The 11,881-nt window shown below is 72.3% G+C and carries 12 protein-coding genes; all 12 read right to left on the bottom strand.

Annotated features, from left to right (window positions below; genetic code table 11):
- Nucleotides 1-91: 91 nt before the first annotated feature.
- The 12 genes from CU254_RS41680 to CU254_RS41630 all read right to left on the bottom strand — a co-directional run bounded on the left by CU254_RS41680 (nt 92) and on the right by CU254_RS41630 (nt 11,874).
- Nucleotides 92-373, bottom strand: a complete 282-nt coding sequence (locus CU254_RS41680; protein WP_158688141.1) for a hypothetical protein — start codon at nt 371-373, stop codon at nt 92-94.
- Nucleotides 374-477: 104 nt separating this feature from the next.
- Nucleotides 478-861 (bottom strand): hypothetical protein, encoded by a 384-nt coding sequence (locus CU254_RS41675; protein ID WP_009086058.1) that lies wholly within the window; start codon nt 859-861, stop codon nt 478-480.
- A gap of 31 nt (nt 862-892) precedes the next feature.
- On the bottom strand, nt 893-1,849 hold the full coding sequence (locus CU254_RS41670) for a hypothetical protein (RefSeq protein ID WP_009086060.1): 957 nt from the start codon (nt 1,847-1,849) through the stop codon (nt 893-895).
- A 34-nt stretch (nt 1,850-1,883) separates the two neighbouring features.
- A complete protein-coding gene (locus CU254_RS41665; RefSeq protein WP_037719157.1) occupies nt 1,884-3,362 on the bottom strand; it encodes a hypothetical protein in 1,479 nt (492 codons plus the stop codon).
- Nucleotides 3,359-4,120, bottom strand: a complete 762-nt coding sequence (locus CU254_RS41660) for a DUF4913 domain-containing protein (RefSeq protein ID WP_086025048.1) — start codon at nt 4,118-4,120, stop codon at nt 3,359-3,361. The genes CU254_RS41665 and CU254_RS41660 overlap by 4 nt, the downstream gene beginning before the upstream one ends.
- Nucleotides 4,117-6,000: a type IV secretory system conjugative DNA transfer family protein gene (locus CU254_RS41655; protein ID WP_009086064.1), complete on the bottom strand. Its 1,884-nt coding sequence runs from the start codon at nt 5,998-6,000 to the stop codon at nt 4,117-4,119. Before CU254_RS41655 ends, CU254_RS41660 begins: the two co-directional genes overlap by 4 nt.
- Nucleotides 6,000-7,556, bottom strand: coding sequence for a hypothetical protein (locus CU254_RS41650; protein WP_009086065.1), 1,557 nt, complete (start codon nt 7,554-7,556; stop codon nt 6,000-6,002). The genes CU254_RS41655 and CU254_RS41650 overlap by 1 nt, the downstream gene beginning before the upstream one ends.
- Before the next feature lie 318 nt (nt 7,557-7,874).
- Nucleotides 7,875-8,045 carry a hypothetical protein gene (locus CU254_RS43515; RefSeq protein WP_158688142.1) on the bottom strand — a complete coding sequence of 57 codons (171 nt, stop codon included), beginning with the start codon at nt 8,043-8,045 and terminating at the stop codon, nt 7,875-7,877.
- Entirely contained in the window at nt 8,042-9,535 is a 1,494-nt protein-coding gene (locus CU254_RS41645) for an SCO6880 family protein (RefSeq protein WP_009086067.1), read from the bottom strand. Before CU254_RS41645 ends, CU254_RS43515 begins: the two co-directional genes overlap by 4 nt.
- The gene (locus CU254_RS41640) at nt 9,528-10,862 is read right to left on the bottom strand and encodes a hypothetical protein (protein ID WP_009086069.1); all 1,335 of its coding nucleotides are present in this window, start codon (nt 10,860-10,862) and stop codon (nt 9,528-9,530) included. The genes CU254_RS41645 and CU254_RS41640 overlap by 8 nt, the downstream gene beginning before the upstream one ends.
- A complete protein-coding gene (locus CU254_RS41635; RefSeq protein WP_009086071.1) occupies nt 10,862-11,563 on the bottom strand; it encodes a hypothetical protein in 702 nt (233 codons plus the stop codon). The genes CU254_RS41640 and CU254_RS41635 overlap by 1 nt, the downstream gene beginning before the upstream one ends.
- Entirely contained in the window at nt 11,563-11,874 is a 312-nt protein-coding gene (locus CU254_RS41630) for a hypothetical protein (protein ID WP_009086073.1), read from the bottom strand. The genes CU254_RS41635 and CU254_RS41630 overlap by 1 nt, the downstream gene beginning before the upstream one ends.
- Nucleotides 11,875-11,881 lie beyond the last annotated feature (7 nt).

Here is an 11,881-nt window from a genome sequence, read left to right as displayed (position 1 = left end):
GCGAGAACGCGGATCGCGGCGAGGTTCGCCGCGATCCGCGCTTTCTGCCCCGAGGGCGCGAAGTCCTGCTGCCCCCGGGGCCGGAACCGCTCTAAATCAGACTGCCCGGCTCGGTGAACGCCATCTCGCGCAGCACGTCGTCCCTCACCGTCGTCGAGACGTTGTTCAGGCTCGCCAGATTCGCCATGAAGTCCGTGCTCTGGCCCGCCTGCTGCTGTTGTTCCGCTTCGTTCGTCCGGCGTTCGATCTCCGCGGCGATCCGATCGCCCAGATCCGTGAAGAACTTCGTCGGGTTCTCGATCTGGGCGTACTCCGCCGCCCGGTGCTTCCTCCAGTGTTCCTGGGTCTGTGCCCCGTAGTGATTCATCGTCACGGTCTCCATTGTGGCCTTGTTTTTCGGTTTCCTTCACGTCGTCCCCCCGGAGTTCGTTCTGGCTGTGCGGCGCGCGCGTGGTCAGCAGCGCGCCGGCGCGGTGGTCATCGGATCCGCCCGGAGCCCGGAGGGCTCGGGGCGTTGCGGTGCCGTGTCCCGGCGGTGCCGGGACGGGCAAGGCGCGACCGCGCGGCCCGTTCTTCCCGGACTCGCGGCGGTTCGGCGTCGTCGCGGGGTGCTGTGTCCTGCTCGCCGGGCTGGACTGGTGCCGGTTGCTCGTCCCGCCAGAAGGCTTGTTGCGATTCCTTGCTGCCGGCCAGTTCGGCGAGAACCGCGTCGGCGTGGGCGGCGCCGACGTCGCGGAAGAAGTGGTCGGTCTCGCCGTACTGGCCCGCCAGCGAGTCGTGCACGAGCACCTCTCGCGGGGGCACGGGAACGGGCTGGCGGGCGAATCCGATGAAGGCGGGTTCGTCGACGGGCTGGGTCATGCGGTCCTCCCCGGAGCGGTCGGCGTGGTCGTCATCGCGCCCGGCCCGTGCTTGGCGGGTGCGCGGGTCCGGTGTGGCGGCTGGCGGCGGTGCCGGGCCGCGCGACGCGCGCGGGCTTGGCCGGTTCTTGCGTGGCCTGGGCCGGTCCGGCGGCATCCGGGGCGGCGGCGTCCTGGGCGTCGGCTCGGTCGGAAGGGAGGCTGCGCAGGAGCGCTTTGCGGACGCGGTCGTTGCCGAGCGCGTCGCCGCGCAGAGCAGCGCGGGCGTGCTCGGCAAGGGGCTGCCTCGTCCATCGCAGCGTTCCGTTCGGGCGCGTCTCCGCGGCGCGGCCGGAAACGGCGTCGAGGGCGGCATCGAGCCGGCGTTCCAGGTCGGCACCGGGCGTCACCGGGGCGGGCCGGTCGTTCTCGCCGTGCGCGCGGTCCTGTGTCTCCTGCTCCCGGCCGCGGTCGTTCTCGGACAGGGCCCGCGGCAGCCGCACGCCGGTCTTGTGCGAGAGGGCGCGGGCGAGGTCGTCGAGTTCGTCGGCGACGGCCTGCACGTCCGCGGCCGGGAGGACGGCGGCGTGCTCGCGGATCCGCTCGCCGCGGTCGGGAGCGTCCAGTTCCTCGGCGACGTCGAGTGCGGGGCTGGGGCGGCCCTGTTGCACGTCGCGGAGCAGCTTGGCCTTCTGGGCAAGGCGGTCGATGAAGGCCGAGGTGTAGTGGGCGAGGTCGTACTCGGCTTCTGTGCCCTGCGCGTGTCTGGGTTCAGGGTTGTACCGCTGGACTTCGGCCTGCGGGTCGAATGGCCGCCAGTCCGGGATGTCTCGCATCCTCAGCAATTGCTCGGTCGCGAAGTCGGCGTGCCAGGTCCCGTTGAGACGGAAGTAGTAGTCGTCGATGCCGGCGTCGGCAAACTCCGCGTGGTTGCGCAGCCAGACCGCGTATTCAAAGACAGGCCAGCCAGCGAATCCCTCGAACGCCACCTCGTAGGCGGGCTGGGTCATGCGGTCCTCCCCTTCAGGCCCGTCGGTGCGGTCGTCATCGCGCCCGCCCCGTGCCCGGCGGTTGCGCGGGTCCGCCGTGGCGGCTCGCGGCGATGCCCGGCCGCGCGACGCGCGCGGGCTTGACCGGTTCTCGCGGGGCGTGCGTCGGGTCGGCGGCGTCGCGCGAACCGCCGTGCGGCCCGACGAAGCTGACGGGGCCGGCGCCGTCGCCGCGCAGGAATTCCTGTGCCAGTCGGCTTTCCACCATTGCCTCGCGCCGGTCGGGAGGCAATGGCCTGGACACATGCCGGACCGTCCCGTCCGGCAGCATCTCCGGGAAGGTTCCGAAGAAGGCATCGAGGGCGGCATCGTCGCGGCGCACCGGATCGGCGCCCTGCTGCGCAGCGCCGCGCCGCGGCTGCTCGTCCGGCCGCGCGGCCTGGTCGCGTCCGGGCGCGGGTGCGGGAGCGGCGGGCTGGTCGTACTCGCCCCGCGCGCGGGCTTGGACGAGGTGGACGTTGCGGACCAGGCCCGCCTGCAGCGGAGGCAGTTCGCGCACGAGAGCGGGGTCGTACCGGACGAGTTCGGCGATCCGGTCGGCCAGCGGCGCGACGGTCGCGCGGTCGGCGCGCGCGGCGGGGTGCAGGAGCGCGGTGAGCAGTTCGTCGGCGGCAGCCCTCAGTTGGCGGAACACGAGGTTGTCGGGAGCAGGCGGGTCCGGGAGCGACGTTACGGCGTAGAGGTTCCAGCGGGTCGAGGAGTCCGGCAGCAGCGCTAGCACGACCTGTACGCGCTCGGCGGTGAGGTATTCCGCGAGGATGTGGTTCTGGGTGTCGAGAGCGGCGACGCGGGCGGTGCGACGGTCGCGTTCGGCGCTCTGCTCGGCGGGATTGTCCGAATGCAGCCAGGGCAGGGCGAGGTGGAGTTGGTAGTGGTCGATCGCGGCGGTCAGCTCTTCCAGCGCCGCGTGGTCGCGCACCGCCCACTCCCGGCGCCGGTCGTCTTCTGCCAGCCGCCACGGCAGCGGACGACCGGTCTTCTCCGCGAGTTTTCGGACGACGTCGTCGAAGCGGTCGGCGAGGTCCATCGGGGCGGAGAGGCCGCGGGTCTGCTCGCGCAGCCGGGCCAGTTCCGGCGCGTGCTGCGCGGGGTCGAGGAACGGGGACGGTTCGCTGTCGTTCCGGTGCAGTTCGCGCAGCAGGTCCGCGCGGTGCGCGAGGCGGCCGATCAGCGCGGAGGTGTAGAGCCAGGTGTGGTCTTCGGGCTCGATGCCGGCGGACCAGGTTTGCTGGGGGTCGTAGCGGTCGATCTCGGCGTCCAGGTCGAACGGCCGGTACTTCAGGTCGCCGTGCATCCGGGTCATCTGGTCGGCGAGGAAGTCGCCGTCGGTGTTCCCGATGTCGCGGAAGTGCGTCTTGACTCCGTCGGGCTTGCCAGGCGCCGGGTCGTAGTCGTGGGCGTAGGTTTCCGGTGGCGGGGGGACGGGCCGTCCGGCGAATCCCAGGAACGCGGGCGGCTGTTCGGGTTCGGTCATGCTGTCCTCCCGGTGGCGGGGTCGGCGCCCGGCTGCGGCGCCGGGTCGTGGCCGAGTTCGGCGACGGTGGCGGAGTGCCGGTTGGGGGTGCAGGCGTGGAAGGGCCCGTAGGGGCTGGTGAGCGTGGCCAGGTGCGGGTCGAGGTGGTCGCGCAGGTAGACCGAGAGCCAGGACGGTTCGTCCGAGTCGGACAACTCGCCGAAGGCCAGGTACAGGGCGGTGAACCGTTCGACGGCGTCGTGGTGCAGCCACCACTGGCGGCACCAGCGGATGCCGCCGCCCTCGCCGGTCGTGGTGGTCTTGCGGACCATCGATGCGATGTGGACGGTCACCCAGGCGTGCAGCGCGCCCGGCGACGGCCGCGCGACGGGGGCTGCGGCGCCCGCGCCGTCCTTCCCTCCGCCGCTGGTTTCCGGTGCGGGCGCGGCGGGTCCGTCGTCGGCCGCGGCGGCGGGGCCGACGGGAGGCGCTGACGCCACCGCCTGCATCTGCGCGTAGAGGTTGCTGAACTGGTAGCTCATGTCGGCCAGGCCGTCTTCGAGGTTGTCCAGGCCGTTGTTGGCCATCTCGACGGCATTGCGCATCAGGACGACCTCGCCGCTGACCTGGAACTGCTCGGTCTCCAGCGAGCGCAGCCACCGCCGGACGCGCTGTTCCAGCGCGGCCAGGTGCGCGAGGGTCGCCGGTTCGGTGTCGTCGGCGGGCCAGGCGGGTTCGTCCGGGGAGTCCGGCCCCGGCCCTGCGGGCGGGGCGGTCACGGCCGTGTCCCTGTCGGTGCGGCGGCGTCCGGGGGCCGCAGCGATTTCGCGACCGGGTTGTCGGGCCCGAGGTACTCGATGGCCGACTGCTGGATCTGCGCGGTGGCCTCTTTGGACAGTTCGACGAGCTGGCGTTTCTCCTCGCCGTCGGGTTCGGCGTACCAGGGCCGCAGCCGCAGCATGCCGGGGCGGCGCCCGGAGGTGATGAGCAGGGCGTTGGTGCGCGGCATCGCGGCGATGTCGGCGGCGGTGAGGATGCGTTCGGTGTGCAGCTGGCGCGAGGTCGAGGGGCCGCCGCTGGAGTAGCTGTTGGAGGTTTCCTCGACCTTGTGGTCGCCGACCAGGCGGCTCAGGTCCTCGGCGAAATCCGGGTCCGCGATTCCGGCCCCGATCGTCTTGATCGTGGCCGCGCTCCACAGCGCGTCGAAACCCTCTTTGCCCCACACGCTGCGTCCTTGCTCGCGGGACTGCAGGACGGTGGTGACCATGATCGATTGCGACCCGAACCACGAATACCAGCCGGGCAATTCCGGGATTCTGACGATGTTGGCCGCCTCGTCCAATTGCAGGGTCATCGGAGGGTCCAGGCGGCCGCCGTTGGCGGCCGCGGCCCGGAATGCGACGTTGCACAATTCGCCGACCATGGCCGCGACGATCGGGCGCCCCGACCCTTGTCCTTCGCGGGTGAGCAGGTACAGCGTCGGGTGCGCGTCCCCGGGCCGGGTGATCAGGTCCCAGAGGTTCAATTCCCTGATCAGGCCAGGGTCTTTGGGTATTTCCTGCCACGACAGCGGCGGCGTGACCCAGCGCAGAAGCGCTTCGGAGTCCAGACAGGAAATGGCGGTGGCGACGCCTTCGTAGACGCCGCCCCGGGTTTCCGGCGGCAATTCCAGCGTGGCGCGCAGCGAATCGCCCTGCCCGCCGAAGCCGTGCCGGTCCAATTGCACTGCGGGTTCGTCGGAACGGGTCGCGACCCAGTGCACGACGTCGCGCAGCGAATGCCCCGACACCGCCGCGGCGAGCAGGATCTGCCGCAAGGTTTTCTCGGCGGCGGGCGTGAAGAAGGGGTCGGCGCGGTCGGTGCCGCCGCCCGCGCCGCCGCCGACCTCGCGCATGAAGTACGCCGCCATCCGCGAGGCGGACTCCACATCGGACACTCCGGCGAGCGGGTTCCACCAGAACGTCTGCGGCTGGTAGGTGATGTGGTTGCAGTCGAAGAGGTAGATCTCGCCGACGAGGGCGCGCAAGCCCTGGGTCAGCGCCCACACGTCGCCCTTGTTGGAGGTGGCCACCACCGTGCCGGGGGCGCTGAGGATCTCGGGGACGACTTTCGCGCTCGTTTTGTTGCTGCGGGGCCCGCAGATCACCAGCTCGACGTCCTCGTGGCTCTTGTAGACGGTCCGGCCGCCGATATCGCCCAGTGCCGCGCCGATCTGGCGGGGGGCGAGGTCGCGCGGGCGGGCGTCGGCGAGCGAGGGCCGCAGGCCCTGGGCGCGTTTGGCCATGGCCGGCTGCTGCAGTTCCCGGAATTCCTTGGCGGAGTTCATCGCCCGGTGCCCGTCGCGCGGCCGTCCCCGTTTCGCGACCAGGACCGCGACCGTGATCGCGGCAGCGAGCAGCAGCGCCATCTGCGCGCCGAAGACGGTCCAGAACCAGAACGGGGAACCACCGGGGCCGATGAGACCGGCCAGCCCCGCCCGGCGCAGCGCGTTGGGGAAGGTTCCGGGCGAGGGAACGGGAAACCCGGCGACGCTGGCGGCCTGCGCGGCGACCCAGAGCGTGCCGCCGAGCAGGAACACGAAGCCGATCAGGCCGACGATCACCCACGGCAGCACCGGGGTCGCGCCGGAGGCGTGGCGGCGGGAGGTGGGCGAGGTCATCACGCCGCCGCCGATCGGGGCGCGGCGTCGAACGCCGAATCCGTGTTGTAGAGCTCGAGTTCGCGCGGGGTGAGGTTCATCCGCACCGGCAGCCCGGCGCGTTCGCCCGCTTTGACGAGGTAGAGCCCGCGTCCGGGGTGGCGCTGCCCGGGAACCCAGGTGCCGGCCGACTGCCAGGAGGAGAGCATGTCGGCTTCGCGCGAGGACAGCGACACCGTCAGGCTGCGCAGTTCCGAGGCCGGGAGCCCGCCGTAGACGTGGATCGCGCACCGGGCGGCGATGCCGCGGGCCTTGGCGCGGTCCTCTTCGGACGGCAGCGCTTCCAGGTCGTCCATGGAGTGCGTCAAATAGACGCTGGCGACGCCTTTGTGCCTGTTGAGCCGGGTCAGCCGGTCGGATTTCTCCACCAGCCCGGACCCGGTGCGCAGCGCCCGCCACGCCTCGTCCTGGATCCAGAGGATGTTGCGGCCGTGCCCGGTCTGGCGGGCCTCGATCATGCTCGCGCCCCAGGCCCAGGAGCAGAGCATCGCCGCCGCCACGACCTCGTCGGTTTCCTCGTCCAGCACGGAGATGTCCAGCGACGTCGCCGGGGACCCGGGGTCCAGGCGCGCGGTCGAGCGCCGGTCGAACAGGCCGCGCAGCGGTCCTTCCACGAGCAGGTCGAAGCTGGAGAGGACCTCGCGGACCAGGTCGAAGTAGCGTTCCCGACTCTCGCCGATCCGCGCGGCGGCCAGCAGCTGCTGCGGCGCCTGGTCCAGCACCGCGCGGACTTCCGGGATAGTGGGCTGGTTGTCGGGGGCGGCGTCGGTGGCCAGGTCGATCGCCCGGGAGACCAGGTTGCGTTCGGTCGGCGTGGGGTGGCGGTCCAGTTCCAGCAGCAGCAGGCCTTCCAGCAGGCTGGCCTGGCGGGCGCGGATGGATTCGCGCAGGGCGTCGCGTTCGCGGCCGCTGGTGGTCGCGAGCAGCGCGGCCAGCGGGCCGGGGTCAAGCGGGTTGATCGCGTCGTGCCCGCGGCCGATCTTGATCACGGTGCCGCCGAGGCGGCGGATCAGGGCCGTGTATTCCCCTTTCACGTCCGCCGGGCAGAAGATCATCCAGCCGAACGCGCACAGCCCGGTCCCGAGCCGTTTCGCGAACGCGCTCTTTCCGACTCCCGGCTGCGCTTGAACCCACAGCCCCGTGTTGGAAATGAGGCCTGTTTTCAACCAGTCTCCGGGGTGGAGCCCGATGGGCTCGTGGGTGTGCAGGTCGTGTCCGATCGGGACGCCGCGCACCCGCGCGCCGGACCCGCCGACGAACGGGAACAATCCGGCCAGCTGCGTGGTGGTGCCCTGCCACAGCGCGGCCGAGCCGACGTGGTGGTCGCGTCCGCCCTGGGGCACCGCCCAGCCGCGCGCGGGCGGAACGGGCAGTGCGCGCAGCTCGGCCAGCGGGTCGCTGCGCTCGGGCTGATGGCGCAGCGTGGCGTCGGCGACGGTCTGCGGAATGACGAGACCGCCGTCGGCGTGGTCGGGATCGGTGTCGGCGCGTGCAGTGCGCCGGCCGAACAGATTCATCGCGTTCCCCCTGATCGCGTGAACTGCTGGTCCAGCAACGAAATGTGAGATGGCGGCATCCGGTCCGACCCCCAGCCGGGCCGGATGCCGCCGGTGTGCATGCGAGTCCCCGCCTGCCACCGGGCGCGGGCGGAACTCGCAGCACGGCGTGTGGTTCCGCGCGCAGCGGCGCTGCTGCGGAACTGCCGCGCGTCAGTGCGCGATCGGGCGAGCGGACGGCGCCTGCGGCGGGTCGGGATTCCCGCGCCGGGGCTGTGTCGCGGCCATGTTTCCCCCATGGTGTTCGCGTTGGCGTGCTTGGTTTTTCCGCGCATCGCGCTACTGCTGTCCGGGACTGCCCGGCGGCAGGCGCCCGGCGCGGCGGGTGCGGCCGACGCACCGCCCGCGGTAGGGGTGGACGCGGCGGCGCGCCGTCGCGGGCAGCGCCGCCGGTTTCGTCGGCGGCGCGCCCCGGAATCGGTTGCGCCGCAGGAATTCGGCGGTGTTCATCGGGCCATCCGCCCGCGCCGCGCCAGCTCCGGCGGGTAGATCCCGACGCCAAGGGAGGCGGCGAACCCGGCGCCCTGCCAGCCCCAGCACCGGCGCAGCCGCAGTTTCGCGTTGCGGGCCCGGCTCTCGACGTCGGCGATCGCGTCCGGCAGCCGCCGGGGATCCTCGACGGTGGTCGTGACGTACATGCCCCACAGCCCGACGCCCGCGCCCCGGGCTTCTTCCTCGGCGGCCTGGCGGGCCCGGACCTCGTCGGTGCGGTCGCGGGCGGTGTCGTCGATGCCGCGCCGGCGGCGCACTTCGCGGCGGAACGCCGAGCCGGTGGCCTCGCGCGCCACTACGTCCCCGGCCTGGTCGGCCGGATACGGCTGATAGGTGATGGTGACCCGGCGGTGGTAGCGGCCCGGCGTCACCAGCGGCGCCAGGACGTTGCTGGTCACCAGCTGGTTGGGCAGGCCCGCCAGGGCCCAGGTGCAGCTCCACCCGGAGTCGTGCCAGTAGTGGTCGGCCAGCGCGTGCGCCTTGACCGGCCCGGCGTCGGCCCATGCCAGCAGGTGCTTCTGCTCGGCCAGGCGGGCGAGTTCGCCGCGGGCGTGCGGGTCGTAGGCCGAGCGCAGCCAGTGGGTCATGTCGGCGGCGGTGGCCCGGCCGAGCATCGCGACCCCGCACAGCGGGAGGTCGCCTTCCAGCCCGGACAGCGCGCGGGAGACCTCGGCGACGCGTTCGGCGTCGTCGCGCGGCTGCGGCCGCGCCCGCTGCGGCTGGAACGTCAGCGACACCCGGACGGAAATGTCCGCTGTGGACCCGCGGTGCGCCTCGGCGACCTCGCGCATCGTCTCGCGCGCGACCGCCGGCGCGGCAGGGTCGAGCCGGTCGCTGACGTAGTCGGCGAGTTCGGTTCCGGTGCTGGGGGCCGATTCCACCGTGATCGAGGCCCATTCCACGGTCGGCTCGTACCCGAGCGACGCCTGCCACGCGGCGAAGGACCCGATCCACAGGTCCTGCCGGTCCTGATCGGCCAGGACGGTGCCCACCGGAGCGACCCGCAGCGACGCGGTCAGCCGCCCGGTGCGCCGGTCCCACAACAGGCCGAACGGGTTGCCCAGTCCGTCCTTTGTGGACAGCGGCATCAGCGGCGCGAGGACGCCGGGCAGTTCTTTTCCTCGCGGGTGCCGGGTGAAGACCCCGGATTCCCACTCGGACCAGCCTTTGCGGTTCGCGGTGGCGCTGCGGGCGGCGATGATCAGCGACCCGCCCAGCGACACGCCGCGCGAGCGGTGCGGCACCAGCGCCAGCACGCCGGTGACCAGCGACACCAGCAGCGCGATGCCCATCACCAGCAGCGGAAGCCCGGTGCTGGCGACCAGAACCCAGGTCCCCAGCGGGAACATGACGCAGCCCGCCATGACCGCGGTCTGCGATTCGGACAGCTTCCCGACGCCGAAGCCCCGCCTGGCCCGCCATCCCCCGTACGTGCGCGTGTCACTCATCGCCGGACCCCTCGGTCATCGTGTCGCTGACTGCTCCCTTGGTCGCGTTTCCGCGTTCCAGAGCCGCACCGGCCACCGCCCCGACACCGGCACCGGCAGCTCCGGCACCGGCACCGGCGGCTCCGGCACCGGCGCCGGCTGTCCCCGTTTCCGCTCCGGTGCCTGCCGTCCCCGCTTTCGTTCCCGTGCCTGCCGCGGCTTCGGGTCCGTGCTCGGCGTCGCCGCCGCTTCCGCCGCCGGGCGGTCCGCCGCCGTGGCCGGTGTCCGGAGCGCCTCCGGGCCGGTCCCCGGCTCCGCCGCCCCCGCCCGGCCCGCCCCCGCCCGGCCCGTCGCCGTTGTTGGCCGGGGTCACCGGCGGCGCTCCGGCGCCTTGGTTGCCGCCGCCGTCTCCGGCGGGACCGGAGCGGTCCATGAACTTGCTGAAGCCGCTGGCGCCCGCGCCGCCGATCATGCTGGCCGCGGCTCCGGCCGCCATCGCGCCGCCGCCTCCGCCGCCGGAGGAGACGAACCGCTGCCCTCCCCAGTCGAAGAACCTCAGCATCGTGGGCATCGCGATCACCGCCATGGCGAGCACGGCCATGCCGGTGAGGATCGTGCCGATGTCGGTGCCCTCGCCCAGCAGCAGGAACCCGATCGCGTAGACGATCGCCGCGATCGGCTGGTAGAGGATCAGGCTCAGCGCCCAGCTCAGCAGTTTGCGCAGCCACGGTTTGGTGGCCTCGTTGATCTGCCCGGCGGCCGCGGTCGGGATCAGCGCCAGGATGATCACCAGCGCGCCCATCCGGAAGAACCCCAGGATCCACTGGATCCCGGAGAGGAAGAACATGACGAGCGCCAGGAAGAAGATCGCGGCCGTCGACGCGGCGACGTTGGCCTGCATGGCGTTGGTCATGGTGGTGGTGAACTTCTGGATCGAGGCGCTGAGCACCTGGTCCGACAGCGCGAGCCCGCCCTGGTACAGCAGGACCGCGGCCGCGGTGCCCATCGTCGACCAGCCCGCGAACGACAGCAGCCCCATGCCGGTGTTGACCAGCGGCTCGGCCTTGCGCTTCCAGATCATGAGGATGCCTTGCCAGACAACGGACCCGACCAGCAACACGAGCCCGACGTAGAGCAGCAGGCCCTGGATCTCGGTGATCGAGGGGCCTTGCAGCATCGACGAGCGGTCGCTTTTGGTCCAGTACGTCATGGCCTCGGCGAGCAACTCGACCGCGCCCTTGGCGATGGAGTTGGCGAGGTCGGTGAACCAGTTGTGGACTCCCGACCCGATCTGGCAGCCGACGTCGAGCGTGCCGCAGTCGTCGGCCAGCACGATGGTCGCGGGCATCAGCGGCCTCCCGCCGGAACGGCTCCGAGCGAGGCGTAGCCGTCCACTGAGGACTTCGCGGTGGCGCGCGGACGCGGGAGCTGGACCCGCCAGTCGCCGGAGACCCATTGCAGCGTCACGGAAAGGTGTGCGAAGGACTTGCTGGCCGACGTCTGCGGGGTCGCCGCCGCGAGCTCGACCACGACCAGTTCGCCTGCCGGGTCGCCGGCGCTGATCCGCCACCACCACTGGGTCGGCCGGGTATCGGCGGCGTGCGCGTCGCTCTGCTCCTGCGCCAGCTGCGAGAGCGCCGACTGCGCGTCGCCGACCGTCTGCTCGGCGTACGTCGCCCGGTAGACCGCGGCGCCCGACGCCGCCGACAGCCGCACCGTGAGGTTGATCGCGGCGAACACCGCGCCGTCGCGGTCGTGGGCGAAGCCGCGCGCGCGGCCGCCGGTCGTGTCGCGGGGTCCGGCGCAGTCGCTGACCGGCGCCGGGTCTCCGCTGGGCGCGGCTTCCCACCGCGTGAGGCAATGCGGCTGCTGCCCGCTCGGCGGGGGGCCCTCGGCGGAGCGGGACGGCGGCGCGGCGGTCTGCTGCGGGTGCGCGGTCACGGCGCCGGAACTGCTGCTGATCAGCCATCCGACGAGGCCGGTGGCGACGATCGCGGCGACGAGCGCGACGATCCACCAGCGACGTCGCGTCCGCTGGCGGGCGGCCATCAGATGAGCCACCCCACGATGGAGGTCGCGCCGAGGATCAGCGCGAGGCCGCCCACGACCCACGGCAGAGCCATCGCGCCCTCGACGGCCATGTTGTTCCTGTTGCGGCGGCCGACGGCCATCATGATCCCGGCCGCGACCAGGGCGGCGACCGCGCCGACCAGGCCGCCCCATTTCATCCAGGCGACCATGGTGGACGCCGCCTCGGAAAGCTTGCCCGGCGGCGCATGCGGCTTCGGGTCGTCGAAGCCCGGAATGCCGGGTTCCTGCATGAGCCAGACGTTGACCGCGGCGATTGCCTTGCTGAACACGATCTTT

It is taken from the genome of Amycolatopsis sp. AA4 (assembly GCF_002796545.1).
Taxonomy (GTDB): domain Bacteria; phylum Actinomycetota; class Actinomycetes; order Mycobacteriales; family Pseudonocardiaceae; genus Amycolatopsis.
This window is presented reverse-complemented; position numbering and strand designations above follow the sequence as displayed.

Bases quoted from the DNA above. Each gene is read 5' to 3' on its own strand.
- CU254_RS41675 (WP_009086058.1), bottom strand. From the start codon at position 861: ATGACCCAGCCCGTCGACGAACCCGCCTTCATCGGATTCGCCCGCCAG.
- CU254_RS41670 (WP_009086060.1), bottom strand. From the start codon at position 1,849: ATGACCCAGCCCGCCTACGAGGTGGCGTTCGAGGGATTCGCTGGCTGG.
- CU254_RS41665 (WP_037719157.1), bottom strand. From the start codon at position 3,362: ATGACCGAACCCGAACAGCCGCCCGCGTTCCTGGGATTCGCCGGACGG.
- CU254_RS41655 (WP_009086064.1), bottom strand. From the start codon at position 6,000: ATGACCTCGCCCACCTCCCGCCGCCACGCCTCCGGCGCGACCCCGGTG.
- CU254_RS41650 (WP_009086065.1), bottom strand. From the start codon at position 7,556: ATGAATCTGTTCGGCCGGCGCACTGCACGCGCCGACACCGATCCCGAC.
- CU254_RS43515 (WP_158688142.1), bottom strand. From the start codon at position 8,045: ATGAACACCGCCGAATTCCTGCGGCGCAACCGATTCCGGGGCGCGCCG.
- CU254_RS41645 (WP_009086067.1), bottom strand. From the start codon at position 9,535: ATGAGTGACACGCGCACGTACGGGGGATGGCGGGCCAGGCGGGGCTTC.
- CU254_RS41640 (WP_009086069.1), bottom strand. From the start codon at position 10,862: ATGCCCGCGACCATCGTGCTGGCCGACGACTGCGGCACGCTCGACGTC.
- CU254_RS41635 (WP_009086071.1), bottom strand. From the start codon at position 11,563: ATGGCCGCCCGCCAGCGGACGCGACGTCGCTGGTGGATCGTCGCGCTC.